Annotated in this window: 20 protein-coding genes and 1 pseudogene; 12 read left to right on the top strand and 9 right to left on the bottom strand. The window is 59.8% G+C overall.

What is annotated here, in order from left to right; genetic code table 11:
* Positions 1 to 37: 37 nt before the first annotated feature.
* The 3 genes from FHT28_RS04825 to FHT28_RS04815 form a co-directional block, all read right to left on the bottom strand.
* Positions 38 to 1,351, bottom strand: a complete 1,314-nt coding sequence (locus tag FHT28_RS04825; protein ID WP_047552963.1) for a L,D-transpeptidase family protein — start codon at positions 1,349 to 1,351, stop codon at positions 38 to 40.
* Positions 1,352 to 1,856: 505 nt separating this feature from the next.
* The gene (locus tag FHT28_RS04820) at positions 1,857 to 2,372 is read right to left on the bottom strand and encodes a MarR family winged helix-turn-helix transcriptional regulator (protein WP_037194421.1); all 516 of its coding nucleotides are present in this window, start codon (positions 2,370 to 2,372) and stop codon (positions 1,857 to 1,859) included.
* A gap of 133 nt (positions 2,373 to 2,505) precedes the next feature.
* The gene (locus FHT28_RS04815) at positions 2,506 to 2,946 is read right to left on the bottom strand and encodes a DUF6163 family protein (protein ID WP_037194086.1); all 441 of its coding nucleotides are present in this window, start codon (positions 2,944 to 2,946) and stop codon (positions 2,506 to 2,508) included.
* Between the two features lie 145 nt (positions 2,947 to 3,091).
* Between FHT28_RS04815 and hemB the strand changes: the two genes are divergently transcribed.
* The 5 genes and pseudogenes from hemB to FHT28_RS36030 all read left to right on the top strand — a co-directional run.
* The gene (hemB, locus tag FHT28_RS04810; RefSeq protein WP_092572790.1) at positions 3,092 to 4,105 is read left to right on the top strand and encodes a porphobilinogen synthase; all 1,014 of its coding nucleotides are present in this window, start codon (positions 3,092 to 3,094) and stop codon (positions 4,103 to 4,105) included.
* A 191-nt stretch (positions 4,106 to 4,296) separates the two neighbouring features.
* Complete coding sequence (locus FHT28_RS04805; RefSeq protein WP_037194080.1) at positions 4,297 to 4,755, top strand: RDD family protein; 459 nt, start codon at positions 4,297 to 4,299, stop codon at positions 4,753 to 4,755.
* 183 nt (positions 4,756 to 4,938) lie between these two features.
* Positions 4,939 to 5,718, top strand: a complete 780-nt coding sequence (locus FHT28_RS04800; protein ID WP_047639196.1) for an arginyltransferase — start codon at positions 4,939 to 4,941, stop codon at positions 5,716 to 5,718.
* Positions 5,719 to 6,600, top strand: a complete 882-nt coding sequence (locus FHT28_RS04795) for a DMT family transporter (RefSeq protein ID WP_047639195.1) — start codon at positions 5,719 to 5,721, stop codon at positions 6,598 to 6,600.
* Positions 6,601 to 6,627: 27 nt separating this feature from the next.
* Positions 6,628 to 6,726: pseudogene (locus FHT28_RS36030) on the top strand (type II toxin-antitoxin system death-on-curing family toxin); the annotation flags it as partial.
* Between the two features lie 97 nt (positions 6,727 to 6,823).
* Here FHT28_RS36030 and parC read toward each other — a convergent pair.
* Positions 6,824 to 9,082, bottom strand: coding sequence for a DNA topoisomerase IV subunit A (gene parC, locus FHT28_RS04785; RefSeq protein ID WP_168595721.1), 2,259 nt, complete (start codon positions 9,080 to 9,082; stop codon positions 6,824 to 6,826).
* 233 nt (positions 9,083 to 9,315) lie between these two features.
* On the opposite strand from parC, the gene FHT28_RS04780 reads away from it, so the two are divergent.
* Entirely contained in the window at positions 9,316 to 10,503 is a 1,188-nt protein-coding gene (locus FHT28_RS04780; RefSeq protein WP_037194071.1) for a hypothetical protein, read from the top strand.
* Between the two features lie 60 nt (positions 10,504 to 10,563).
* Here the strand turns inward: FHT28_RS04780 and FHT28_RS04775 are convergent, their stop codons facing one another.
* Positions 10,564 to 11,226 carry a TetR/AcrR family transcriptional regulator gene (locus tag FHT28_RS04775; RefSeq protein ID WP_348644968.1) on the bottom strand — a complete coding sequence of 221 codons (663 nt, stop codon included), beginning with the start codon at positions 11,224 to 11,226 and terminating at the stop codon, positions 10,564 to 10,566.
* 66 nt (positions 11,227 to 11,292) lie between these two features.
* On the opposite strand from FHT28_RS04775, the gene FHT28_RS04770 reads away from it, so the two are divergent.
* Positions 11,293 to 12,462, top strand: coding sequence for a serine hydrolase domain-containing protein (locus FHT28_RS04770; RefSeq protein ID WP_047552951.1), 1,170 nt, complete (start codon positions 11,293 to 11,295; stop codon positions 12,460 to 12,462).
* A 223-nt stretch (positions 12,463 to 12,685) separates the two neighbouring features.
* Positions 12,686 to 13,867 (top strand): hypothetical protein, encoded by a 1,182-nt coding sequence (locus FHT28_RS04765; RefSeq protein ID WP_168595719.1) that lies wholly within the window; start codon positions 12,686 to 12,688, stop codon positions 13,865 to 13,867.
* A gap of 76 nt (positions 13,868 to 13,943) precedes the next feature.
* Here FHT28_RS04765 and aspS read toward each other — a convergent pair whose 3' ends face one another.
* The gene (gene aspS / locus FHT28_RS04760) at positions 13,944 to 15,734 is read right to left on the bottom strand and encodes an aspartate--tRNA ligase (protein WP_047552945.1); all 1,791 of its coding nucleotides are present in this window, start codon (positions 15,732 to 15,734) and stop codon (positions 13,944 to 13,946) included.
* A gap of 265 nt (positions 15,735 to 15,999) precedes the next feature.
* Between aspS and FHT28_RS04755 the strand changes: the two genes are divergently transcribed.
* From FHT28_RS04755 to FHT28_RS04740, 4 genes are all read left to right on the top strand, one after another.
* Positions 16,000 to 17,391: a multicopper oxidase family protein gene (locus FHT28_RS04755; protein ID WP_047552942.1), complete on the top strand. Its 1,392-nt coding sequence runs from the start codon at positions 16,000 to 16,002 to the stop codon at positions 17,389 to 17,391.
* A gap of 171 nt (positions 17,392 to 17,562) precedes the next feature.
* The gene (gene rnd / locus FHT28_RS04750) at positions 17,563 to 18,708 is read left to right on the top strand and encodes a ribonuclease D (protein ID WP_047552939.1); all 1,146 of its coding nucleotides are present in this window, start codon (positions 17,563 to 17,565) and stop codon (positions 18,706 to 18,708) included.
* Between the two features lie 192 nt (positions 18,709 to 18,900).
* Positions 18,901 to 19,953, top strand: coding sequence for an adenylate/guanylate cyclase domain-containing protein (locus FHT28_RS04745; protein ID WP_047552936.1), 1,053 nt, complete (start codon positions 18,901 to 18,903; stop codon positions 19,951 to 19,953).
* A 165-nt stretch (positions 19,954 to 20,118) separates the two neighbouring features.
* The gene (locus tag FHT28_RS04740; protein WP_168595857.1) at positions 20,119 to 21,477 is read left to right on the top strand and encodes an esterase-like activity of phytase family protein; all 1,359 of its coding nucleotides are present in this window, start codon (positions 20,119 to 20,121) and stop codon (positions 21,475 to 21,477) included.
* A gap of 63 nt (positions 21,478 to 21,540) precedes the next feature.
* On the opposite strand, the gene ppx is transcribed toward FHT28_RS04740, so the two are convergent.
* The 3 genes from ppx to hdaA all read right to left on the bottom strand — a co-directional run bounded on the left by ppx (position 21,541) and on the right by hdaA (position 26,067).
* Positions 21,541 to 23,061, bottom strand: coding sequence for an exopolyphosphatase (gene ppx / locus FHT28_RS04735; protein WP_037194056.1), 1,521 nt, complete (start codon positions 23,059 to 23,061; stop codon positions 21,541 to 21,543).
* A gap of 12 nt (positions 23,062 to 23,073) precedes the next feature.
* The gene (locus tag FHT28_RS04730) at positions 23,074 to 25,275 is read right to left on the bottom strand and encodes an RNA degradosome polyphosphate kinase (RefSeq protein WP_168595718.1); all 2,202 of its coding nucleotides are present in this window, start codon (positions 25,273 to 25,275) and stop codon (positions 23,074 to 23,076) included.
* Between the two features lie 78 nt (positions 25,276 to 25,353).
* Entirely contained in the window at positions 25,354 to 26,067 is a 714-nt protein-coding gene (gene hdaA / locus FHT28_RS04725; RefSeq protein WP_092572793.1) for a DnaA regulatory inactivator HdaA, read from the bottom strand.

The raw sequence follows: 26,067 nt of genomic DNA, 5'->3' as shown, positions 1-26,067 counted from the left end.
GGACGCGGCTTCGATCTCAATTGCGGTTGGAAGCCGATTATTGAACCGGCTGCTCCATGCCCTGCGTCGTTTCGAGCGCGAGCTCGGAATTGCCGTCGAGATTATAGATATCGTCGCGGAACTGGACGATACCGTCGGCAGCGCTCCACGCGGAGATATAGACGAAATAAACCGGCACTTCCGTCGCAAGCGTAATCGGCGTGTTGACGCGGGTGGAGATGACCTGCTCGATGTGCTGGCGTGGCCAGCCGGGCGTTTCGGTCAGCAGCCAGGTCGCCAGGTCGCGCACGTTCTGAACGCGCACACAGCCCGAGCTATCGAAACGCATCAGCTTGTTGAACAGGCCCTGCTCCGGCGTGTCGTGCATATATTCGTTGTTGGGGTTATGGAAGTTGATCTTCGTGGACGCCATGGCGTTGGTCTTGCCCGGGTCCTGACGGAACATCAGGTCCGGAGCCTTGTCCGAATTCCAGTCGATCGTCTCAGGCGCAACTTCCTGGCCCTTGCCGTCGAGAAGGCGGATATTGCTCCTCGTCAGGTAGGTCGGATCCTTCCGCATCAGCGGCATGATGTCCTTGATGATGATGGAGCGCGGCGCCGTCCAGTAGGGGTTGAGGATGACCTCGTAGATCTTTGAATTGATGATGTGCGTCGGGCGCGATTCCCGGCCGACGATCGCTTCGTGACGCAGCGCCACCTGGCCATCCTGCACGGCTTCGACACGGGTTGCCGGGATGTTGACCATGACATGACGGCGACCGAGATCGGACGGGAACGTCTGGAGGCGAACGAGGTTGGTATTCAGCTGCTGCAGGCGGACATTGGCCGAGATGTTCATCGCCTTCAGCGTGAAATCGCCGAGGACGCCATCCGGCGGAAGACCGTGGCGGGCCTGGAAACGCTTGACGGCACCGTCAACGTAGGAATCGAAGGATGAGGAAATACCCGCCTCGCGCGGCAAGTCTCCCGTGACCATCAGATGCTGGCGCAGCGACTGCACGGCGGGATCGGTGACGCCGAGCTGCATGGACTGCTGGCTCGTCGGATTGATCTGCGGCCAGCCGCCATTGGCAACGATGCTCTGATACCGGGCAATCGCCTGCTGGATGTTCGGTACGGAATCAGGGCCGAGGATTGGCGTGTTCGACTGGACGGCGGCTGCCGTGCGTGCCGCGGCCTTGGCGTCGAACTGGTCGTCCCAATTGCCGCGAGAACGGTCGTTGATCAGCGCCTCCAGCGGAGTCGCGTTTTGCGCAAGGGCCGGCGCAGCCAATGCGGCAGCGCCAAAAGTTACGGCCGACCGCAGGAAAGAGCGGCGCGAAAAGGGTTCAATTCCGTTTTTCTTCGACATATCCCAACCGTTCAGCGCTGCGATCCAATTATGCGCAGCCTAGAGAGGAAGCAGTAAATAGCGCGGCTTGCGCCAAGTAACGCAGCTCAGTATCGATCCGTTCCCGTAAAGCACCATCAAAAACTTCGCCACGAACTATCACAATGTTGCGAAGCGAAGGCACAGGAAGATCGAGATTTGAGAACGCCGCTTGCCGTCGGTTTCCGCTGTCATAGCAATATGGCCAATTCGTGTCGCCCGGCATGAAACTTGCCTTGCCGTGCTGCCGCGACAGAAGAGTCATATTGCAATTGCTAAAATACCACAGTTATCCGCGGTTCATAACCTGTCCTGACCTGCCGTCAATGGTACAACCGCTTTGCACGGCACATGTAACAGAAGCTGAAGAGCGGTCGTGGCAAAAAGCGCACAATTAGGGGGCCTACGACGCGTTCAAGCCGGACACGCAGGGAACGTGTCCAGCTTGTTTTACTGGAAGGTCTTACGGTTGATCCGTCGCCGTTACTTACAGGCGGTACATGATCGAGTCGTTCCAGAAGCGGTCGAGGCGCTGCAGGAGCTTGTTCATCTGGGTGAATTCGTCGGTGCCGATGCCGCCGACCTTGTCGATCGAGCCGATATGGCGCTCATAGAGCTTCGCAACGGTTTCGGCGATGTCCTGGCCCGTTTCCGTCAGGCTGATGCGGACCGAGCGACGGTCGATGCGCGAGCGCTGATGGTTGATGAAGCCGAGATCGACCAGCTTCTTGACGTTGTAGGAAACGTTGGAGCCGAGGTAGAAACCGCGGGAGCGCAGTTCGCCGGCCGTCAGTTCGGAATTGCCGATGTTGAAGAGGAGCAGCGCCTGGACGGCATTGACGTCGTCGCGACCCTGGCGGTCGAACTCGTCCTTGATCACATCGAGGAGACGACGGTGAAGGCGCTCCACCAGGTGAAGGGATTCCATGTACAGGCCCCGGATGTCATCAACCTGCTGATCCCGAGCATTCGAAACTGCCTGCGGCTTGATTTTCGTGTTCATCATGACTTGGCCTCACTCTGTTTTGTTTGGCGGTGTCGTTTTCTTCCCGCCTTGAGTGAGACCCTATCGAATACACATAAAATTCTACTTAAACTGCAGGCTTAACAGCATCTTACCGCGAAGTCTTGGTGTCTCAAGGTAAATCAACCATTACCTGCTGCTGCCGGCGACGCCGCTTCTCCTGCCACAAAAGGATGCGGAACAGGCAATAAAGCACGGCCACGCAGGCATGCAAGATCATGATCAGCGGATTGGATCCGAATATCTCCGGCCAGACGCCGTACATCAATCCCTGCCCGCCCGCGGCCAGCACCCAGATGACCGGACCCCAGGATACCGTCAGCCACAATCCGAGTGCCGCAACGGGGAAGACGACGGCAAGCCCGGCGCTGGCGACCTTCCACGGCAGATCGAGCAGATCGAAGCGCGCATGGCCACCAAGCGAATAGCCGACCAGCATCGCCCAATATTGCAGGCCGAGCCAGAAGCACGCGATCGCAATCAGCCGCAGGAACAGCACGAACAGAATGTCCGTCAGCGAATTCTTGGGTACGGTCGAAGAATCAGGTTCCATGCGCGAACAATACGTAGGAGGCACTCGCCTCGCCAGAGCGATCTTGGCTGCGGCCTTTCGCCGGGTTTTGAATCCTGGGGACAGCGTGATAGGTACGCTGCCTATACAATAAGGCCATAGATAGACGAAGAAGGACGGCGGCACCATGGAGAACAAGACGCACCTCGTTGATGAGATTACCGGGCATCGGCGCATGCGGCGCAACCGCAAGGCCGACTGGACCCGCCGCCTGGTGCAGGAAAACAGGCTCGCCGTCGACGATCTGATCTGGCCGATCTTTCTCATCCCCGGCACCGGCATCGTGGAGCCGATCCCCGCCATGCCAGGCGTCAATCGCATGACTGTGGACAAGGCGGTGGAAGCGGCGAAGGAGGCGGCCGACCTCGGCATTCCAGCGCTCGCCACCTTCCCGAACATCGAGATGGAACTGCGCGACGAAACAGGCTCGAACAGCCTCGAGAAGAACAATCTCATCAATCTTGCCAGCGCGGCGATCAAGAAGGCGGTGCCGAACATCGGCGTCATCACCGATGTCGCTCTCGACCCCTTCACCAGCCATGGCCATGACGGCATCCTGCGCGGCAACGAGATCGTCAACGACGAGACGGTCGAGCAGGTCGCGCGCGCGGCCGTCTATCAGGCGGATGCCGGCGCCGACATCATCGCGCCTTCGGAGATGATGGACGGGCGCATCGGCGCGATCCGCCACGCTCTTGACGCCGCCGGCCATCAGAGCGTCGGCATCATGAGCTATGCGACAAAGTTCACCTCGGCCTTCTACGGCCCCTACCGCGAGGCGATCTCGACTGGCGGCCTGCTGAAGGGCGACAAGAAGACCTATTATATCGACCCGGCAAACGGCACCGAAGCCGTGCGGGACGCGGCACTCGACGTCGAGGAAGGCGCCGACATGCTGATGGTCAAGCCGGGCCTGCCCTATCTCGACATCTGTTGGCGGCTGAAGGAGGCATTCGGCCTTCCGACCTTCGCCTATCAGGTCTCCGGCGAATACGCGATGATCAAGGCGGCCGCCGCCAACGGCTGGATCGACGGTGACAAGGTGATGCTGGAAACCCTCCTCGCCTTCAAGCGCGCGGGCTGCGACGGCATCCTCACCTATTTCGCGATGGATGTGGCGAGGCATCTGGCAAAGAAATAGTTTCCAGCCATACGCCTGCCGCATGCTTATTGTATTTGCCGGACCTCATACCATATGTTCGGCAAATGTTTCTCTACTGCGCCGCGCGTCCTGGCGGACGCGCAGAGGTCGCGGTAGATTCTTTAATCTGCGCATAAGCCTTTCCTTAAATCTGGACGATCGAAGGAGTTATGCGCGAAGGAGGAAAAGTGATGAGCCTGAACCCTAGCCCGCTTTATGCAGCACCGGACGACTGGCGCGCCTATAGTGGCGTGCTGAGCCGGCGCATCTTCGCCTTCATCGTCGACTATGTCATCGTCGCTCTGCTCTGCATCCCGGCGGCCGTGGTGCTGTTCTTCGTGTCGATCCTGACGTTTGGGCTCGGTTTCTTCCTTTATCCGGCGCTCTTCATCATCGTTGCCGGCCTCTATTTCGGCTGGACGCTTGGTGGGCCTTATCAGGCTTCGCTCGGCATGCGCGCGATGGGCCTGACGATGGTGCGCGTCGATGGCCGGCGGATGGATTTCCTGACCGCGATCGTCCATCTGGCGCTGTTCTGGATACTCAATTCCGTCCTGACGCCGCTTATTCTGCTGGCGGGCCTCTTCACCGATCGCAGCCGCCTGGTGCACGACCTGTTGCTCGGCACGGTCATCGCCCGTACGGCATAAAACGGGGCGCCAGCCGCAACATAGGATTCGATCCCTGCGGAGACTGTTGGCCCGCAGAAACACGCTTTTACGCATGGTCAATTAGGAAACTGTGTTCTTTACCAAAGGACGTAGTTGACGTTTTCTAAACTTGGGCCATGCTTGTAAAAAACCGGTGCCGGTAAAAGGGGCAATCAACGGCAGATGAATACGCAGTCGACGCCATCTCCGCAGTTTTACCTGACGGCACCCGCTGCCTGTCCGTATTTGCCGCACGAGATGGAACGCAAGGTCTTCACACACCTTGTCGGCCCGCGCGCTGCCGAGATGAACGATATTCTGACCCAAGGCGGCTTCCGCCGTTCCCAGAACATCGCCTATCGCCCCGCCTGCGAAGCCTGCCGGGCCTGCATATCGGTGCGCATTCTCGCCCAGGAATTTGAAGCCAGCCGCTCGATGAAGCGGGTGCTGTCCACGAATAGCGACGTCATCGCCACCGAATTTCCGGCACAGCCCTCGAGCGAGCAATATTCCCTCTTCCGCCGTTATCTCGACTATCGCCATCAGCAGGGCGGCATGTCCGACATGACCGTGCTGGACTATGCCATCATGGTCGAGGACACGCACGTCAACACCCGCATCATCGAATATCGCCGGCGCGAAGAAGGCTCGGGCCTGGAGCAACGCCCGAAAGGCGAGCTATTGGCGGCGGCGTTGACCGACGTGATGAGCGACGGGCTGTCGATGGTCTATTCCTACTTCAATCCCGATCACGACCAGCGGTCGCTCGGGACCTTCATGATCCTCGATCATATCAAGCGGGCGAAGGCGCTCGGGCTGCCGCATGTCTATCTCGGCTATTGGGTCAAGGGCTCCCGCAAGATGGACTACAAGACACGTTTCCAACCTCAGGAACATCTGACGCCGCGCGGCTGGGAGCGTTTCGATCCTGCCACGAACGCCGACGACGGCAGCATCCGCTGAATGTTCTCCAATCTCTCCGATCACAGGAAGGGCCTGTTGCTGACCACGTTCGGCGGTTTGGCCTTGTCGATGGACATACCGTTGATCCGCCTTTCCAGTGGTGACGTGTGGTCGGTGCTGTCAGCACGCAGCCTGGCAACGATCGTCGTGGCACTGACCGTCCTTGTGATCATCCGACGCGTTACCGGCTCGTTGCGAAGTGTGCTGCCGGGCTGGCTCGGGCTTCCCGTCGGCCTCTTCTACGGCCTGACGACCATCACCTTTCTTCTCGCCGTCTATTACACGACGGCGGCGAATGTCGTGTTCATCATCGCGCTCAATCCGATGTTCACGGCGCTTCTTTCGTGGATCTTCCTCAAGGAGCGCCCGGCCCTTTCGACTTTCGTCACCATGGCCGTCATGCTCCTGGGCGTCGGCCTGATCGTCGGAGACGGCATGGAGGGCGGTCATCTGCTGGGCGATGCGCTTTCCGTACTGGCGTCTTTCTCCATCGCCTGTGCGATTACCATCGGCCGCGCCTCGCGGCGCGATATGGGCTTCGCATCGCTGCTATCGGCTGTCATTCCGGCCGCAGCCGGGCTTTATCATCTCGTTCCTTCAGGCTTTTCCATCGACCAACCCGGCTGGATTCTTCTCGACGGCGCAGTGCTGATGCCCCTCTCCTTCTGGTGCCTTGCGACAGGCACGCGCTTTCTTTCAGCGCCGGAAGTAGCGATGTTCTATCTGCTGGAAACGATCCTGGCGCCGATCTGGGTCTGGCTGATCTTTGCCGAAGCGCCGACCAACATGGCTCTGGCCGGCGGGGCCATACTGATCCTCGCGCTCGGCGCCCATTCGCTTTGGCAGGCGCGGGTCAGGACCCGAGCGGCGATCGCCGGATGATGCCCTCAGGTTGATATCCCCGCTCCCCACCTCTACAGTTTCGTCGTTGCGGTGGCCGCCGGAGAGATTGATGAAGAAGGCGCGACGCGTTTCCTACGTGACGTCTGCATCCCCTATACCGATTGATCCCTGACGCACCACCCGGCCCTTCGCTAGGGCTCAAGGCGTTCGTCGCTGCAATCGACCCACCGGGTCGATTGCTCGGGCTTCGCCCGATCGCTACTCACCCTGAAAACTTACCGCTTCTGGGGAAGCCCTTCGGTACGGCCCTGCCGGCGCCGGCGCGATCGCCCAGCCATTCCGCCAGCTCGTCCCTGGTCTTGGTGAAGGTCCGGCCGGCACTGTCTTCCCACGTCAGCCCGTCCGCAATGGCAAAGCACCTGATGTCAGCGACGCCGCCATCCTTGTAGCGCTGCAGACGCACGCCCTTGCCGCGCGACATTTCCGGCACCTGCGACAGCGGGAAGATGACCATCTTGCGGTTCTCGCCGACCACCGCGGCGTGATCACCGGAGACCGAAACCAGAAGCTTCGTCTCGTCCGGGTAGGACACGTTCATGATCTGCTTGCCCTTGCGGGTATTGGCGACCAGTTCCGCCTCGGGCACGATGAAGCCGTTGCCTGAGGTCGAGGCGATCAGTTGCTTGCGCTGCGGCTCGTGGACGAAGGCCGTCAGCACGTCCTGATCGTTCTCCATGTCGACCATGATGCGCAGCGGCTCGCCATGGCCGCGGCCGCCCGGCAGCTTGTCACCGCCGAGCGTATAGGCCTTGCCGCCCGTCGTGATGATCAGGATCTTATCCGTCGTCTGCGCCGGGAAGGCAACCTTCAGCCCATCGCCCTCCTTGAAAGTGAGCGACGACGTATCGGAAATGTGGCCCTTCAGGGCGCGGATCCAGCCCTTTTCCGAGACGACGACGGTGATCGGTTCTTTCTCGATCATCGCCTGCTGGATCGCGGCGTCGTCGGCCTCGGGCGCCTCAGCGAACTGCGTGCGGCGACGACCGATCTCGGTTGCCTTGGCGAATTTCTTCTTCACCTCGCCGATTTCCCAGGCGACCGTCTGCCACTGCTTCTCTTCCGAGGCGAGCAGCGATTCTATATCGGTCTTTTCCTTGGTCAGGCCGTCGAACTCCTTGCGGATCTCGAACTCTTCCAGCTTGCGCAGGGAGCGCAGCCGCATGTTGAGGATCGCCTCGACCTGATTGTCCGTGAGCCCGAACCGCTCCATCATCACAGGCTTCGGCTCATCCTCCTCGCGGATGATGGCGATGACCTCGTCGATGTTGAGGTAGGCGATCAGGAAGCCGCCGAGGATTTCGAGCCGCTTTTCGATGGCGGCGAGCCGGAAGCGCGACCGACGCAGCAATACCTCGCGGCGATGGTCGAGCCACTCCTTCAGCACCTCGTTCAGTGCCATGACCTTCGGGATGCGGCCCATGGACAGGACGTTCATGTTGAGCGGGAAGCGGCTCTCCAGCTCCGTCAGCTTGAACATCGATTCCATCAGGATCGTCGCATCGACGGTGCGGCTCTTCGGTATCAGGACGACGCGGATGTCCTCGGCGGATTCATCGCGAATGTCTTCCAGAAGCGGCAGCTTGCGTGCCAGCAGCAGCTCGGCGATCTTCTCGATCAGCCGTGACTTCTGCACCTGGAACGGAATTTCCGTAACGACAATCTGGTAGCCACCGCGGCCGAGATCCTCGATCTCCCATTTGGCGCGGACGCGAAATCCCCCGCGGCCCGTCCTGTAGCTTTCGATGATGCTCCGGCGATCGTCGATAATGATGCCGCCCGTCGGAAAGTCCGGGCCGGGAATATACAGCTCCACCAGTTTCTCGACGGTGGCTTCGCGGTCCTTGATCAGATGTAATGCCGCGTCGCAAAGCTCATGGGCGTTGTGCGACGGAATGGAGGTCGCCATGCCGACGGCGATGCCGGAAGAGCCGTTGGCGAGCAGATTGGGGAAAGCACCCGGCAGAACGACGGGTTCGGAATTCGACTCGTCGTAGGTATCGCGGAAATCGACCGCATCCTGGTCGATGCCTTCGAGCAACAGCTCGGACACCGCCGTCATCTTGGATTCGGTGTAGCGCATCGCGGCCGGGCTATCGCCGTCGATATTGCCGAAATTGCCCTGGCCGTTGACCAGCGTATAGCGCTGCGAGAAATCCTGCGCCAGACGGGCCAACGCGTCATAGATCGATTGGTCGCCATGCGGGTGATAGTTACCCATCACCTCGCCGACGATCTTGGCGCATTTGCGGAAGGCCGAATTGGGACGCAATCCCATTTCGCTCATCGCATAGACGATGCGGCGGTGCACCGGCTTCAGGCCGTCGCGCACGTCCGGAAGTGCACGGTGCATGATCGTCGACAAGGCATAGGCCAGGTAGCGCTCTTCGAGCGCGGCCTTCAGGTCGACCGGAAGGATGCTGTCGTCGTCGCCGCCACCAGGCGGTAAAAGATTTTGTCCCATGATCCTTGACTATCGAAAATACCGATTCCCGGCAAGAAATCCGCTGAAAGCACCTGTGGATGAAGCCCGTTCAACGCGGGTTGCGATACCGAAACAGACATATTTTTGCTGCACTCGCTCGCAACCTCATTGTCATTGGAATTTTGGAAAAAGACCAATATAAAACACCGCGGTACACGCTCAATCTGTACGCCCCGCCTACAACACCACCGGCTCAAAGAGGAAACGCCATCATGACTTTCTATCGGACAACGCGGCTGATGCTGTGCAGCGCCGCAATCTTGTCTATCGCCAGCTCGGCCTTTGCGCTTGATGGCAACGACCTCCTGAAGAAGATCAACGATGTCTACGGACAGCAAGGCGGCTCGATTGCCGCTAATGGCGTCGACATCGACGGCACCACCGTGACGCTGAAAGGTGCCAGCTTCAAGGCAGCGGGGATGCAGGACAGCATTCCGCTGGGCGACATCACCATGAGCGACGTTGAGGAAGAAGACGGCGGCTACACGATCGGCGAAGTCGCCTTTCCGGATGTTGATATCGATAAGGACGGTGTCGCCATCGCCGCCGCCGATCTCACACTGAGCGGTGTCGAAGTACCGGCCGACGCAACCAAGGGCGATCTCGGCTCGCTGCTGTTCTACAAGAGTGCGCATGCCGGCACCTTGTCCGTCACCAAGGACGGCGCCGAGGTGTTCTCGATCGAGAACGCCGACGCGACGATGACCAAGCGCGACGACAAGTCGGGCCTCGACTTCGATGCGAAGATCAACGGCGTCAAGGCCGACCTCAGCAAGGTCGACGACCCGAAGGCCAAGGATGCGATCGCCGCGCTCAACCTGCAGGAGATCAATGGCGCGATCGCCATGAAGGGCAGCTGGGCGATCGGGCCAGGCACGATCGACATCACCGAATATTCCTTCGATTTCAAGGATATCGGCAAGCTCAACCTGGCCTTCAGCATTTCCGGCTACACGCCAGCCTTCGCCAAGTCGATGCAGGATGCGCTAAAGACGGTACGTGCCAATCCGAACCAGCAGGAAGCACAGCAGTCGGCGGGTCTCGCGATGCTGGGCCTTCTCCAGCAGCTGACCTTCAACAGCGCCCAGATCCGCTTCGACGACGCGTCGATCACCGCTCGCGCACTTGATTTCGCCGGCAAGCAGCAGGGCGTCACCGGCAAGCAGCTGGCCGATACGCTGAAGGCGATGACGCCGATCATGATGGCGCAGCTCAACGTTCCGGAACTGCAGAACGCCGTGTCTACGGCTGTCAGCGCCTATCTCGACAATCCGAAGAGCCTGACGGTTACCGCCGCTCCGGGCAAGCCGGTTCCGGTGCCGATGATCATCGGTGCCGCCATGGGCGCCCCGCAGTCGATCCCGCAGGTCATCGGCCTCAAGGTTTCGTCGAACGATTGATCGGCCTTTCATCTGGCAATTCAGGAACCCGGCGATCTCTGTCGCCGGTTTTTTTCGTCTTCAACGATCGGCCGGTTGCTGAAGCTGATATTTTCGAAGCTCACTGGTCGCATGCCCGATCAGGGCGAGCAGTTCGTCCGTAGTGGCGCCATCCCGCGCCTGAACGGACATGCCCTGCACGATCGCTCCCAGAAAACGCGCAAGCGAGCGCGCATTGGTATTCGCCCGCATATCGCCCTCCGCCATGCCGCGTTCGATCCTCGTCGTGAACACATCCAGCGTCTGCCGGCGCATCGACGAGACATGATGGGCGATCGGCTCGTTCTCCTCGGCACAGTTCAGCACCGCCGTCGAGATCATGCAGCCTTTCGGATGTTCCGGCGCCGTGAAGATCTTTGCAGAATTCGTGAGGAAGCGCTCGAAAGCGCTCACCGTATCCACGTTCGCCTCAAATGGATTGCCGGGTTCAGGCCGGGGCATGCGCCGATACTGCTCGAGCGTCTCGCGATAAAGCTCTGCCTTCGAGCCGAAGGCCGCGTAGAGGCTTTGCGGCGTAATCCGCATCGCGGCTGTCAGATCCGCGATGGAGGAGCCATCGTAGCCGTGCTGCCAAAATGTATCGCGCGCAGCGGCAAGAACCGTTTCGCGATCGAAGGCGGGCGGGCGACCGCGCTTGCGCGATGAAGAATTTTCCGTCTCTTTTCTATTTTTCACAATGGTCACTCTAGAATTATTTCCCGATCTGGTTTATTCAGGAATGGTCATTGTGATTATAGAAGGTTTTGCCCCATGAGTCTTCCCCTGGAAAATTCCGCGCGCCCGAGCGACGGCGGCCTTGCTGAAGGCGTTGATGCCGCAATTCAAGCCGCCCTGGCGGATAAGAGGCTGGTCGGAGCGGTTGTCCTGATCGCAAAGGACGGAGAGCTGGCCTATCACCGCGCCGCCGGTCTGGCGGACCGAGAAAACGATGTGGCAATGCAGGAAGATGCGATCTTCCGCCTTGCCTCCATCACCAAGCCCATCGTCACCATTACCGCCATGCGGCTTGTCGAACAGGGCCGCATCGGGCTCGATGATCCGATCACCAAATGGCTGCCGGATTTCCGGCCCCGCCTGCCCGACGGGAGCGAGCCGGTCATTCGCATCCGGCACCTCCTCACGCACACGTCCGGGCTGGGTTACACCTTCGCCGAGGAGCAGGACGGTCCTTATCATCGTGCCGGCGTATCCGACGGTCTCGACACACCGGGCCGTTCGATTGCGGACAATCTCCAGCGCCTCGCAACCGCACCCCTTCTCTTTGCACCTGGCGAAGGCTGGCAGTATTCCCTAGCGATGGATGTGCTTGGCGGCACCATCGAAAAGGAAACCGGCGGCAATCTCGACACGGCAGTCGCGGAACTGGTCATGAGACCGCTTGGGCTTTCCGACACTGCCTTTTCGGTGCGCGACCGCAACCGCCTCGCTGCGGCCTATATGAATGCGGAGCCCGAACCGCAGCGGATGGGGGATGAGGCGATTATGCCCATACTCGATGGCACGATCCGCTTTGCGCCGGACAGAATTTTCGATCCCGGTTCCTATCAGTCCGGCGGCGCGGGCATGGTCGGTACGGCGAGCGACGTGCTCGCCATCCTCGAAACCGTGCGCAAGGGCGGTGCTCCGCTGCTGTCAACCGATACCGTGAAGGCCATGATGGCCGATCAGGCGGGTGGCCATATGCAGCCGCAGCAACCCGGCTTCGGTTTCGGCTATGGCTGGTCCGTCGTTGTCGACCCTGTCGAGGCGCAGGTCCCCTTCTCCGCAGGCACAATCAAATGGGGCGGCGTCTATGGCCATAGCTGGTTCATCGATCCTAAGAAAAAGCTGACGGCCGTGGCGCTGACCAACACGGCGCTCGAGGGTATGTGGGGCCAGTTCACCATCGATCTTCGCGACGCGATCTACGCCGCACTCTAGGCTCCAACAAAACACGAAAAGGTCGCCGGGTTTTGCATTTCATGAAAATGGACGCTGCGAAAGCATGAGCCATTACGCTTTTGCAAACAGCCCAGATGAAGCTCAAAATACCGAATTCCGAATACAACTATTATTGGAATTTCGATGACATATTGCTAGAGATTGCAATACAATGCGCAATCCAGCCGTGTAGATCAACATCTTTTAGTCGAGACGCTCAGCCATGATTCTCTATCGCGCAACCCAGCTGATCGCAGTCAGCGCGGGACTTGCGTTCTTTGCCAACTCCGCCTTCGCGTTGGATGGTGCCGACGTCCTAAAGAAGCTTAACAATGCGATAGCCGCGCAAATAGGCGACTCGATCGAGGCCGGAAACGTCGATGTTAACGGTTCAACCGTCGTCCTAAAAAACGCGATATATACGCGAGGAAGAACCGGGTTTGCCCTCGGCGATGTCACGATGACTGGCGTGGCCGAACGGGCGGGCGGTTATACAATCGAGAAGGTGCTCATTCCCGATGTTACAACAGAGCAAAAAGACTTTAGTGCCAGGGCAGCGGGACTCAGGGTGGACGATCTCGAGATTCCCGCGAATGCGATGCTGAGTGATATCGACTCGGTATTCACTTATCACGCACATGCTGGCCCGGTGTCCTCTCTAAAAGTCGGTGAAAAGTTTTTCTCCATATCCACTGCCAATTCTGTCTCAACGAAACGTCCGGACAGAAAAGGCGTCGATTCCAGCTTCACAATCGACGGAATTGTCGCCGATCTCTCCCTTGCTCAAATGCCAGTAAGCTCTGAAGCAATTAGATATTTTGGGCTGCAAAACCTGCACGCAACATTTTCCATGAAAAGCAGCTGGGAGCTTTCGACCGGCAAGTATGATCTGACGGACTACACGATCGATCTGGAGAATATGGGGAAGCTGAATGTACAGCTCAGCTTCTCGGGCATCACCCCGGGACTCTACAACACTACGGTTGCACTTTACTCCTCCATGACCGGCGCCAAGGACGATGAGAATACCAAAAATGCTAAATACTTGCTGGCTCTCGCATTCGTTCAACAATTGACGTTGAATAGCGCGCAGATCCGTTTTGACGATGCGTCAGTCACCAACCGCGCGCTCGACTACGTGAGTCAATGGGACCATGTGACGCGTGCACAATCTGCGAACCGCTTCGCTAAAGAAATGCTGGCGTTAACAGCAGAGCTTGATATTCCCGATCTCCAAAGGATGCTTTCAGGAGCGATTATTGAATATTCCAATAATCCCGGAAGCCTGACGTTTAGCGCAACCCCCGCCCAACCCATCCCGATGTCGACGGTCATCGAAGCAGCGAGAAACGCAAAAGAGTCGATCCCAAAGATGATCGGCCTGAAGATCACATCAAACGACTAGGCTGGTCGTCGAATTAAGCACAAAAAACCCGGCGATTTCGGTCGCCGGGTTTTGCATTTCATATGGCCTGAAAGGCTCAGTCCTTCTTGACCGGCGGCACAGGACGGATGGCCAGTTCGCGCAGCTGCGTCGGCGTTGCAGCCGATGGGGCGCCCATCAAGAGATCCTGTGCCTGCTGGTTCATCGGGAACAGCGAGATCTCGCGCAGGTTCTTCGCGCCGACCAGCAGCATGACGATACGGTCGATCCCGAAGGCAGCGCCACCATGCGGAGGCGCGCCGTACTGGAAGGCGCGGTAGAGGCCGCCGAAGCGCTCCTCGACATCAGCCTGGCTGAGGCCGACCTTTTCGAAGGCGGCGACCATGGTTTCCGGTGACTGGTTACGGATCGAGCCCGAAGCGATTTCGAAGCCGTTGCAGACGGCGTCGTACTGATACGCCTTAATCGTGAGCGGATCCTGGTTCTGGAGCGCCTCAAGGCCGCCCTGTGGCATCGAGAACGGGTTGTGAGCGAAATCGATCTTCTTGTCTTCCTCGCTCCATTCGAAGAACGGGAAGTCGACGATCCAGCAAAGCTCGAAACGGTCGCGGTCGATCAGGTTCAGCTCGTCAGCGGCGCGGTTGCGGGCCTCTCCGGCGAACTTGTAGAACTTGGCGGGGTCACCGGCGACGAAGAAGCAGGCATCGCCGTCGTCAAGGCCAAGCTGGGTGCGAATCGCATCGGTGCGTTCCTCGCCGATGTTCTTGGCGAGCGGGCCGGCGCCCTCGAGCTTTTCGCCTTCCTTGCGCCAGAAGATATAACCGAGGCCCGGCTGGCCCTGGCTCTGCGCCCAGGCGTTCATACGATCGCAGAACGCACGCGAACCACCGGTCTTGGCCGGGATGGCCCAGACTTCGACCTTCGGGTTCGATGCGATCATGTTGGCGAAGACCTTGAAGCCCGAGCCGGCGAAATGCTCGGTCACCGCTTCCATGACGATCGGGTTGCGCAGGTCCGGCTTGTCCGAGCCATACTTGCGGATGGCGACGTCATAGGGGATGCGCGGCCACTCCTTGGTGACCGGCTTGCCCTCGGCAAATTCCTCGAACACCTGGGTCATCAGCGGGCCCATCGTGTTCCAGACGTCTTCCTGCGTCACGAAGCTCATTTCGAGGTCGAGCTGATAGAACTCGCCCGGCAGACGGTCGGCGCGCGGGTCTTCGTCGCGGAAGCATGGGGCAATCTGGAAGTAACGGTCGAAACCGGCGACCATCAGCAGCTGCTTGTACTGCTGCGGCGCCTGCGGCAGCGCATAGAAGGTGCCGGGATGGATACGGCTCGGCACGAGGAAGTCGCGCGCGCCCTCCGGCGACGAGGCTGTGAGGATCGGGGTCGTGTATTCGGTAAAGCCGACGTCACCCATGTGGCGGCGCATGGAGGAGATGACCTGCGTGCGCTTGACGATGTTCTTGTGGAGCGTGTCGCGGCGCAGATCGAGGAAGCGATACTTCAGGCGAACGTCTTCCGGATAGTCCGGCTCGCCGAAAACAGGCAGCGGCAATTCCTTGGCGGCGGAGAGCACTTCGATCTCCTGAGCATAGAGCTCGATCTCGCCGGTCGGCATGGTCTTGTTGACGGTGTCTTCCGTGCGCGCCTTCACCAGGCCGTCGATGCGGATGACCCATTCGCCGCGCACGGTTTCGGCGAGCTTGAAGGCCGGAGAATCGGGGTCGGCGACGACCTGGGTGATGCCGTAGTGATCGCGCAGGTCGATGAACAGCACGCCGCCATGATCTCGGACGCGATGAACCCAGCCGGAAATGCGGACAGTCGAACCGACGTCGGACTTGCGCAGGGCGGCGCATGTGTGGCTGCGATAGCGATGCATAATTATATATCCTGGACTTGGCGGGCCGCGGCGAAAGGACATGCAAGCCCCTCGCCTGCCGACGAGAAAATCGGGCGGAAAAGCGCATGGCGCGCCCGATTTGTCAAGGCTCGAACGCCGGAAGTCGACTTAAAGCTGTTTCATCCGCCGCCTATCCCGACATCCGCAAGTAGCTGCTGCGGCAGTTTGGCTAGCGCAGTGCTATTGCTGAATACCAAGGTCAACTTTAAACAGGCATCCATATCTCATCGTTCCGGAGCCCGGCATGCCGATCCTTACCCGTCGCAATCTCTTGAAAGCTTCCGCCGTGGCCAGCGCCTATGGTATCGGCATCGGTATCGCGAGCAGGTTTGCCGACAAAGCGGTGGCGGCTGAGCCGCGGGTGCTGAAGACGGCCAGGATCCAGGCCAATCTGACGGATGGCGGGGCGACCAGGGACGTCCTGACTTATGGCGACGGCGGCATGCCGCCTGTCGTGCGCATGAAAAAGGGCGAATCCTTCGCCGCCCGCCTGATCAACGGCATAGACGATCCGACCACGATCCATTGGCACGGCATCCGTCTGCCGAACAACATGGACGGCGTGCCCTTCCTCACGCAGCCCTATGTCTATACCGGCGATCATTTCGACTATGCCTTCACGCCACCCGATGCCGGCACATTCTGGTATCACCCGCACTGCAACACGCTGGAGCAGATGGGTCATGGAATGACCGGCGTGATCGTCGTGGAAAATCCAAAGGATCCGGCATTCGATTCGGAAGTGGTGCTCAATCTGCGCGATTGGCGGCTGGGCGGCGACGGCCAGTTCATCGCGCAGTTTCGCCCGCGCGATGCGGCCAAATCCGGCACTTACGGAACGGTGCGAACAGCGAACTGGCAGCAGCAGCCGCAATATGACGCTCCCTCCGGCGGCCTGGTGCGCCTGCGTGTTGCCATCACCGATGTCACGCGCATCTATTCCTTCCGCCTGGATGGTGGCGAGGCGACCGTGATCGCCATCGACGGCAATCCGGTGCCGCAGCGCTTTCCGCTGGATCTCCTGCAGCTGGGACCGGGCCAGCGGCTGGAGCTGGCCGTGCGCATGCCTGATAGCGAGGGAGCGATCGTCAAGCTGGAGGATATCAAAGGCACCGACCCGAAGGTGCTCGCGACGCTACGCTCGGTGGGCAGCTCGTTGAAACGCGACGTCCGCGATCTGGCGCCGCTGGAAGACAATCCGGTTAAGAAGGCCGACCTCGGTTCGGCAACACACCTTCCGCTGATCCTGAGCTCCACGGCCGAGAATACGGCTGACAACAGCATCTGCGGTTCGCTCGGCTACAGTTTCTGGGCGATCAACAAGGTGCCGTGGCCGGGCGACACTCCCGACCCGACCGCCCCGCTTGCCGAGCTGAAGCTGGGCAAGAGCTATGTTATCGACATGGAGAACGTCACGCCGCATAGCCATCCCATTCATTTGCACGGGATGAGCTTCACGGTCATCTCCTCCTCGACGCGGCAGGTGCAGCCGTTCGTGTCCGACACCTATCTGATCCAGCCGGACGAGAAAGTGCAGCTCGCATTCGTCGCCGACAATCCTGGCGATTGGCTGCTGCATTGCCATATCATCGAGCATCAGAAGACCGGGATGACCAGCTACGTGCGCGTGGCCTAAGGCAAGGCCGCAAACCGCTTTCGATCCGGATTGTGCGGTCGAAATGGCATCGCTCCGGATAATTTCAACCAAAAGCGAAATGCGGCAAGAGCTTTGTCCGCGAAAGTATTGACATATCCGGCTGAAAGGAGAAGGAAGTTAAGCAACTGTTTTATCGATGAATGTGTTGAGATGATCGAAACTACCGCCCAATTGGAGGCGGCCTGCCAAGAGCTGGCCAAGTCGGAATTCATTACCATCGATACGGAATTCCTGCGAGAAACGACCTTCTGGCCGGAGCTGTGTTTGATACAGATGGCGAGCCCGACGACCGAGGTACTGGTCGACCCACTGGCCAAAGGGCTGGACCTTCAGCCGTTTTTCGAGCTGATGGCAAATCCGGCTGTGCTGAAGGTTTTTCACGCCGCGCGCCAGGACATCGAAATCATCTTCCATCGCGGCAATCTCATTCCGCATCCGATCTTCGACACGCAGGTCGCCGCAATGGTTTGCGGCTTCGGCGATTCCGTCTCATACGACCAGCTCGTCAGCCGCATCAAGAATGTACATATCGACAAGTCCTCGCGCTTCACGGATTGGAGCCGGCGGCCGCTCTCGGAAAAGCAGCTCGACTACGCGCTCGCCGATGTTACCCATCTGCGCGACGTCTATCTTTCGCTCGACGAACAGCTGAAGCGAGAAGGCCGTGCCTCGTGGCTGCAGGAGGAGATGGCAATTCTCGAGGCGCGCGAGACTTACGACCTGCACCCCGACGATGCCTGGCAGCGCCTGAAGATGCGGTTGCGCAAGCCGCAGGAACTGGCAATCCTCAAATATGTGGCGGCATGGCGCGAACGCGAGGCGCGCGCGCGCAATGTTCCTCGCGCCCGCGTGCTGAAGGATGACGCGATCTACGAAATCGCCCAGCAGCAGCCGAAGGACAGCGAAGCACTTGCCCGACTGCGCACCATCCCGAAAGGCTGGGAGCGTTCGACTGCCGGCGCGGCCGTGATCGAGGCGATCAATGAAGCCCTGGCGCTGCCGAAGTCCGACATGCCGCATCCGCCGCGCCATCAGCAGGCTCCGGAAGGCACGGCTGCCGCCGCCGAACTGCTGAAGGTTCTGTTGAAACTGATCGCCGAAAAGCACGGCGTCGCGCCGAAAGTGATCGCCAACAGCGAAGACCTCGACAAGATCGCGGCCGAAGGCGAGAACGCCGAGGTGGCTGCCCTCACCGGCTGGCGACGCGATCTCTTCGGCGAAACGGCCTTGCAGCTGATTCAAGGCCAGGTGGCCCTGCGTTTCGTCGGAAAGCGGGTTGAAACGGTCATCCTCTAGCCGCGACATTATCCTTTCCCAGCGCGCTGCGATTGCGTATGATTCGCGAACGGAGATGCTGGTTGCCACCACGATTGCGCCGCAAATCTCGTGGAATGAACGTCTGATGCAGTCGTTATATTCGATGGCGCAGAAGTGTTGTCGGCGCAGTCCCGCGTCGATGACGGGCGTCTTTTTTCGGCGGAAAAGTGAATGGGTATTCTCCATTCGGTGCGCAACTGGATCCTTACATCACTGCTTGTCGCTTCGACCGGCGTTGTCTACGGCATAGTGTTTTTTCCGCAGGCGCCGATGTATATCGGTGCGATCTTTGCACTGTTCTGCGGCATGCCGCTGCTGGCCTTCGAACGCCGCATGATCCTGGCGCGGCTGAACGTATGGATGCATCGCCTGCCGACCCCCGCCTTTATCCTTTCAGCCCTCATCGTCGATTTCGCCTTGATGAGCGTCGGCTATGCCATGGCAGGCAGTATTCTGAAATTGCTCGGTCTTGTCGAAGGCTCGTGGGAAGACCTCACGCTGTTGAAAATAGACGTCTACATCTATGCCGTCATGGTAACGGCCGTCATCATTTTCGTCGGTCGCGTGCGGGAGCTGCTCGGCCGCGACGTCTTTCTCAGCCTGCTGACTGGCCGATATCGCAATCCGGTGCAGGAAGAGCGTATATTCCTTTTCATAGATCTCGTCGGATCCACCGCTTTTGCCGAGGAGCACGGCGACCTGAAAACACAAGAGTTTCTGGGCGCGGTGTTCGGCGCGCTTGCCGAACCGGTATGGCGGCATAAGGGCGCGATCGACGACTATATCGGCGACGCCGCCATCATCACCTGGCCGCTTCGCCGCGGCATCAAGAATGCCAATTGCGTGCGCTGCGTCTTCAATATCCTCAACGATATCGAAGCGAACTCGGAGACGTGGTTGAAATCCTATGGCAGGGTGCCGCGCCTGAGAGCGGCCCTGCATGGCGGCAGCATCGTCACGGCGGAAATCGGCGTCGACCATCACAAGATCGCCTATTTCGGCGACACCGTGAACATCGCCTCCCGGCTGGAGCAGCTCTGCAAGACGCTGGAGCGCCAGGTGCTGATTTCGAGCGACCTTGCCAGACGGCTGGAGCTTCCCGAGACGATCATCAAGGAAGACCTCGGGGAGCATGCCGTTCGCGGACGCGATCAGCACCTCGGCGTCATCGCGCTTCACACGCAAAGCCGGCAAGCCATCAAGACAGTCCGCGGCAGATTGTAAGCAATGCAAAGCATCGGCTGTATGTTCGGCATCGATGCACGCCTGAGCTTCACATCCTATGGGTTGTCCACAGTCACCAAATCTTCACCCAAGCGTTAATTCGTCGACATGGCTCGCCTGTTAAGCGGGATTGTTTTCGCCAATCCTGGCCAACAAGGTGACATGATGACTCGAATCCTTTCCGCCTCAACGGCATTGTTCATTCTGCTTGCCGCTTCGGCCCATGCCGACGAAAAGCAATTTCCGGCGAAGCTTGCCGGGCAAGCCATCCTGCCCGCCAACACAATTATCGCCGCTCCGGCCGATGCACCCGACTTCCTGAAAACGTCAGGCAAATTCACGACGCCGGATCGCAAGCGCACGGACGCTCTCGGCACCGTGCCCGGCAAGGACGGCGCCCGCGTGACCGATCTGAAGCTGCCCTTCGACGGCCAGCCTATCCAGGGTTTTTCCGGCATCAAGGCCATGCCTGACGGCACCTTCTGGACGCTGTCGGACAACGGCTTCGGCTCCAAGCAGAATTCCAGCGACGCCATGCTATTCCTGCATCAGCTCAAGTTCGACTGGGACAATGGCAAGGTCGATGTCGTCAAGAACCTGTTCCTGTCCGATCCGAACAAGAAAGCCCCCTTCCCGATCGTCCTCGAAGGCTCCGACAAGCGCTATCTTACAGGCTCCGATTTCGATATCGAATCGATCCAGCCGGTCGCCGACGGCTTCTGGCTCGGCGATGAATTCGGTCCCTATCTGCTGAAGTTCGATACAAATGGTCAGCTGACCGACGTCTTCGCCACGACAGTCGACGGCAAGCCGGTCATGTCTCCGGACAACGCCCTGCTGCAGCTGCCGGGCAACCCGACGCAGAAGATGCCGGCCTTCAACCTGAAGCGTTCGGGCGGCTTCGAAGGCCTTGCCCTGTCGAAGGACGGCTCGAAGCTTTACGGCCTGCTGGAAGGCGCGATCTACAAGGATGACGGCCAGATGGAAAGCGTCGACGGCCACACCGCCATCCGCGTCATCGAGTTCGACGTCGCCTCGAAGGGCTGGACCGGCCGCAGCTGGCTTTATCCGTTCGCGGACAAGGGTGTGTCGATTGGCGACTTCAACATGCTCGACGAGACGACGGCCCTGGTGATCGAACGCGACAACGGCGCCGGCACGAAGGACAAGGCCTGCGCCGATCCCAAGCAGCCGAAGCCGGATTGCTTCGAGGCTCCCGCCGAGCTGAAGCGCGTCTACAAGATCGAGTTCAGCGACGCCAATGTCGGCAAGTCCGTTCGCAAGATCGGCTATATCGATCTGCTGCGCATCGAGGACCCGGACCACAAGCGTCGCCAGGGCGGCGGCGAAGGCTTCTACGACATGCCCTTCGTCACCATCGAGAATGTCGACCGCGTCGATGCCACGCATATCATCATCGGCAACGACAACAACCTGCCCTTCTCGGCTGGCCGCGCCGTCGACAAGGCTGACGACAACGAGTTCAGCGTTCTTGAAGTCGGCGATTTCCTGAACGCGAAGTAAGCACAATGAAACCGCCTCTCCCTGCCGTGCGGGGAGAGGCTTCAATCCCATGCAACACAAAGCTTATTCGAAGCAGAAGGCCAGGCGGCGATTGGTGAGCTTGCCGAGCTGCTGCAGGCGGCCGTCCAGCCTCTCGCCGGCAAAGTCGTGATATTCGGCCGGAACGACGAATTCGAGATCGAGATCAGGCTTTGTCGAACGGCGGAACGACAGGTTGCGGACGATACCGGGCATCGAGGCCGAGAATAGGTAGACGACGCGCAACAGGCCGCCGAGCAGCTTGGCGCGTTCGATGTAGAGCGGCGTAGCGATCGTTGCCAGCGGCTCGGTCGCACCGTCGTCGTTCAATCCCTCGAAACGATAGTAATTGGCAAGCGCGATGAAGGCGCGGCCGGCATGGGTGATGCCGACGAAGGACGTATGGGCGATGATATTCAGCGCCTGCAAGCCACGATAATCCGGATGGGCGCGCCAGCTTATATCGGCAAGCAGGCAGGCTGCCTGGCGATAGCGGCTTTCCTCGTCGGTCTCGGTGATCCCGAAGAAGGGCATCATCCGCCCGGTCCAATCGGCAAGCTCGCGGGCATGTTCCGGCGAGCGCGCGCGCAGGATAGCAAGCTCGCCGGCGGCGGTGAGCAGCGGGTCGCTGTTGCGCTCCGCCTCCGTCAGCAGCGAATAAAGATAACCTTCGCGAACCCCCTGAGCGGAGAAGGAGATGACGGACGGCTTCATGGCCGTCAGCACTTCGCGCATGGCGACAGCACCGAAGGGCAGCAGCGAACGGCGATGCTTGGACACCGCCTGAAACGCCGGATCCTTCGAATCCTTCGCTTCGACGATCTGATCCAGGAAACGCAGCATCTCATCGAGCGGCACTTCATAGCCCTGCATCATGTGCAGCGGATATTTGCGGATTTCCATGTGCAGCTTGGCGACGCTTCGCCATGTACCGCCGACCGCGTAGAACGTGCGGCGCTCGCCCTTGCTCAGTAATTTCGCGGTCTTGACATGCTTGCGCGCGAAGCCGCGCGCCTTATCGATCGAGCCACCGGCATATTCGGACAGACGCAGGCCGCCGAGCGGCAGCGTGATGCCCTTGCCGATCTCGTGGTCCTTGATGTCGATCAGCTCCAGCGAGCCACCGCCAAGATCCCCGGCAATGCCATCGGGGTGGAAGAAACCGCTGATGACGCCGAGTGCGGAGAAACGTGCCTCTTCTTCGCCCGAAAGCACGCGCACCTTGCGCTGAAGAATGGCTTCGGCCTGGTGAATGAACTGCGGACCGTTGCTCGCTTCGCGCGCCGCGGCGGTCGCCAGAACATAGATGGTCGATGCACGCGCCTGATCGGAGAGCGCCTTGAAACGATGCAGGGCCGCAAGCGCCCGCGCCACGCTTTCCTCGTCCATCTTTCCGGTCAGTGCTATGCCTTTTCCCAGGCCGCAAAGCACTTTCTCGTTGAAAAGGATGGTCGGTGACCGTGAGTGGCCTTCATAGACGACAAGACGGACCGAATTCGACCCGATATCGACGACGGAGACCGGGGCAATACCGGGAAGGCGCCCCTGGGCTTCTGATTCAACCATGCAGGTCCAGTTTTATTTGTTGCGGCCCGACAACAGCCCAGCGATCAGTTTCGGCGCACTGGATTTCAAGGCTTCACCCCGGCCGGACAGGCTGGGATTGGTCATGAAATACTGCTGCGCATTGAAAGGCTCTTCTCCCTTGCGCACTTCCGTGCGCCGTGAAGTACCGTCCGGCAATATCTCGTAGCTTTGCTGATTGTCAATGATATTGCCCAGCATGATCTGCGAAAGCACCTGTTCATGCACGGTCTTGTTGGTGAGCGGCACAAGGGTTTCGACACGGCGATCGAGGTTTCTGGGCATCATGTCGGCTGAGCCGATATAGACCAGCGCCTTGTCCGACGGCAGGCCCTGACCATTGCCGAAACAGAAGATGCGGCTGTGCTCAAGGAAGCGCCCGATGATCGACTTGACGCGGATATTCTCGGAAAGACCAGGCACCTGCGGACGCAGGCAGCAGATGCCGCGCACGACAAGATCGATCTCGACGCCGGCATTGCTGGCGCGATAAAGCGCGTCGATGATGTCGGGATCGACAAGCGAATTCATCTTCATCCAGATCGCCGCCGGGTGGCCGTTCTTGGCAAATTCGATCTCTCCCTCGATATGCTGGAGGATGCGGGTGCGAAGCGTGTAAGGCGAAACCGCGATCTTCATGTCATGTTCCGGCTCGCCGTAGCCGGTGATGAAGTTGAAGATATTCGCCATGTCATGGGCGATCTTCGGATCGCAGGTGAAGTATGACAGGTCAGTGTAAATCTTTGCGGTGACCGGATGGTAGTTGCCGGTGCCGAGATGGCAATAGGTGCGCAGCTTGCCGTCCTCGCGGCGCACGACCATCGACATCTTCGAATGGGTCTTGAGTTCGATGAAGCCGAACACGACCTGCACACCGGCGCGCTCCAGATCGCGTGCCCAGCGGATGTTTGCCTCTTCATCGAAACGGGCCTTGAGCTCCACCAGGGCCGTTACCGATTTGCCGAGGTCGGCGGCGTCGATCAACGCACGCACGATCGGGCTGTCGTTCGAGGTACGGTAGAGCGTCTGCTTTATCGCCAGAACGTCAGGATCGCGCGCAGCCTGGAGAAGGAACTGGACGACCACGTCGAAAGATTCGTAAGGGTGGTGGACCACCATGTCCTTTTCGCGGATGGCGGCGAAGCAATCGCCGGCGTGTTCGCGGACGCGCTCAGGAAATCGCGCATTGTAGGGCTCGAACCGCAGATCGTCGCGCGGGGCCCTGCAGATCTCGGAGAGCGTGTTGAGCGCCAGCAGGCCCGGCAGAACCGCGATGCGGTTTCCCGGCACGTTCAACGATTCCACCACGAACTGGCGAAGCTCGAGCGGCATCTCGGAATCGGTCTCGATGCGGATCACCGAGCCGCGGCGGCGGCGCTTCAGCGCGGTTTCGAAGAAGCGCACCAGATCTTCGGCTTCTTCCTCGACTTCGATATCGCTGTCTCGGATCAGGCGGAACGTACCCGAACCCTGCACTTCGTAGCCTGGATAGAGCCGGTGGATGAAGATGTTCACCACATCTTCAAGCGTGATGTAGCGAATGACGTTGCTCGCGTCCGGCAGCCGGACGAAGCGGTCGAGCGCCGGCGGCAGGCGCAGCAGCGCCGTCATCGGCTCGCGGCCGTTCATGCTCTTCAGCTGCAGCGCGATCGAGAAGCCGAGGTTCGGAATGAACGGGAACGGATGGGCCGGATCGATGGACAAAGGCGTCAGAACCGGGAAGATCGCCTGTTCGAATTCGGTGTGGAGCCATTGCCGGTCGGCCTCGGAAAGGGCGGCGGGACGGACGATCAGAATATCTTCCTTGGCAAGATATTGCTGCAGGACGGCGAGCGAGGCCTGCTGCTCCATCTGCAGATTGTCGATCTCACGCAGGATATCATCGAGCTGCTCGGCCGGCGTTTTGCCATCCGGCGTGCGCACGAGGATTTTCTGGCGGACCTGACCCTCGAGGCCGGCGACGCGCACCATGAAGAATTCGTCGAGGTTGGCGGCGGAAATGGAGAGGAAGCGGACACGCTCGAGAAGCGGATGCGCCGTGTTCAACGTCTCCTCGAGGACGCGGCGGTTGAACTGCAGCCAGGAAAATTCGCGGTTGATGAAGCGTTCAGGGCTGCTCAGCAGCTCGTTGATCGGAGGAGTGGCCTCCGGGGTCTCTTGGCTGGCGTCCTGATGTTCCGTTAGTGCCGAGTCCATGTTCCACCTACCCTCATCTCTAACCCATGTGCCACGTATATCAGTTTGACGACGGAACTGTGACAGCTCGACGTCGGCTCAATCCGGCTGACCGGAATTGCCCAGTTCATTCAATACTTCAGCGACCAGTACTCGTGTAATCCTCGTGCCTCGCCCCAGCGCCAGCCGGTCCAGCCGGTCGACGATCAGCTGCGCGGCGCTCATGGAACGCTCCATTCGATTGACGATATAAAGGACGAGTTTATCATCGATATAAAGCTGGCGGTCGGCAAAGAGTTTTACGATGACTTGCGACAGCAATTCCTCGTCCGGCTCGCCGATCTCGACCACCGTCGCAGCCTTGAGGCGGGAGCGCAGATCGGGCAGCGTGACCGGCCATGACATCGGCCAGAGCCGCGTCGTCATCAGCAAGCTGGTGCCGTTCTCCCTAACGCTGTTGATGACATGGAAGAGCTCGGTATCGTCGAAGCCCAGGCGATCCACATCCTCGAAAATGACCGGGCCGTTTGCGGCAGCAACGGCGGCGTCCGAGCCCGCCACGGGATGGATTGATATCGCGCCGCATCTTTCACTCCAGATACTGGCAAGATGCGATTTGCCCGAGCCGATGGGACCCGCCAGGATCACCACCGGCGACGGCCAATGCGGCCAGGAATCGACGATCTTCACCGCCGCGCTCAAGGGATCGGCGACGAGCAGGTCGTCGCGACCGCTTGCGGGGTCGTGCGTAAAAGCCAAGGGTAGCTGTTCGGCGGGTTTGCGCCTCACATCAGCATTCTTTGCGTCTGTCAT

It is taken from the genome of Rhizobium sp. SG570 (assembly GCF_012275345.1).
Lineage (GTDB): Bacteria > Pseudomonadota > Alphaproteobacteria > Rhizobiales > Rhizobiaceae > Rhizobium > Rhizobium lusitanum.
The sequence above is the reverse complement of the archived record's forward strand: the minus strand, read 5'-3'. Positions and strand labels throughout refer to the sequence as shown.

Excerpts from the sequence above, each read along its gene's own strand:
- FHT28_RS04805 (WP_037194080.1), top strand. The coding sequence starts at position 4,297 with ATGAGCCTGAACCCTAGCCCGCTTTATGCAGCACCGGACGACTGGCGC.
- FHT28_RS04780 (WP_037194071.1), top strand. The coding sequence starts at position 9,316 with ATGACTTTCTATCGGACAACGCGGCTGATGCTGTGCAGCGCCGCAATC.
- FHT28_RS04745 (WP_047552936.1), top strand. The coding sequence starts at position 18,901 with ATGGGTATTCTCCATTCGGTGCGCAACTGGATCCTTACATCACTGCTT.
- rnd (WP_047552939.1), top strand. The coding sequence starts at position 17,563 with ATGATCGAAACTACCGCCCAATTGGAGGCGGCCTGCCAAGAGCTGGCC.
- hemB (WP_092572790.1), top strand. The coding sequence starts at position 3,092 with ATGGAGAACAAGACGCACCTCGTTGATGAGATTACCGGGCATCGGCGC.
- ppx (WP_037194056.1), bottom strand. The coding sequence starts at position 23,061 with ATGGTTGAATCAGAAGCCCAGGGGCGCCTTCCCGGTATTGCCCCGGTC.
- FHT28_RS04755 (WP_047552942.1), top strand. The coding sequence starts at position 16,000 with ATGCCGATCCTTACCCGTCGCAATCTCTTGAAAGCTTCCGCCGTGGCC.
- FHT28_RS04815 (WP_037194086.1), bottom strand. The coding sequence starts at position 2,946 with ATGGAACCTGATTCTTCGACCGTACCCAAGAATTCGCTGACGGACATT.
- aspS (WP_047552945.1), bottom strand. The coding sequence starts at position 15,734 with ATGCATCGCTATCGCAGCCACACATGCGCCGCCCTGCGCAAGTCCGAC.
- FHT28_RS04795 (WP_047639195.1), top strand. The coding sequence starts at position 5,719 with ATGTTCTCCAATCTCTCCGATCACAGGAAGGGCCTGTTGCTGACCACG.
- hdaA (WP_092572793.1), bottom strand. The coding sequence starts at position 26,067 with ATGACAGACGCAAAGAATGCTGATGTGAGGCGCAAACCCGCCGAACAG.
- FHT28_RS04800 (WP_047639196.1), top strand. The coding sequence starts at position 4,939 with ATGAATACGCAGTCGACGCCATCTCCGCAGTTTTACCTGACGGCACCC.
- FHT28_RS04820 (WP_037194421.1), bottom strand. The coding sequence starts at position 2,372 with ATGAACACGAAAATCAAGCCGCAGGCAGTTTCGAATGCTCGGGATCAG.
- FHT28_RS04770 (WP_047552951.1), top strand. The coding sequence starts at position 11,293 with ATGAGTCTTCCCCTGGAAAATTCCGCGCGCCCGAGCGACGGCGGCCTT.
- FHT28_RS04825 (WP_047552963.1), bottom strand. The coding sequence starts at position 1,351 with ATGTCGAAGAAAAACGGAATTGAACCCTTTTCGCGCCGCTCTTTCCTG.
- parC (WP_168595721.1), bottom strand. The coding sequence starts at position 9,082 with ATGGGACAAAATCTTTTACCGCCTGGTGGCGGCGACGACGACAGCATC.
- FHT28_RS04740 (WP_168595857.1), top strand. The coding sequence starts at position 20,119 with ATGACTCGAATCCTTTCCGCCTCAACGGCATTGTTCATTCTGCTTGCC.
- FHT28_RS04730 (WP_168595718.1), bottom strand. The coding sequence starts at position 25,275 with ATGGACTCGGCACTAACGGAACATCAGGACGCCAGCCAAGAGACCCCG.
- FHT28_RS04765 (WP_168595719.1), top strand. The coding sequence starts at position 12,686 with ATGATTCTCTATCGCGCAACCCAGCTGATCGCAGTCAGCGCGGGACTT.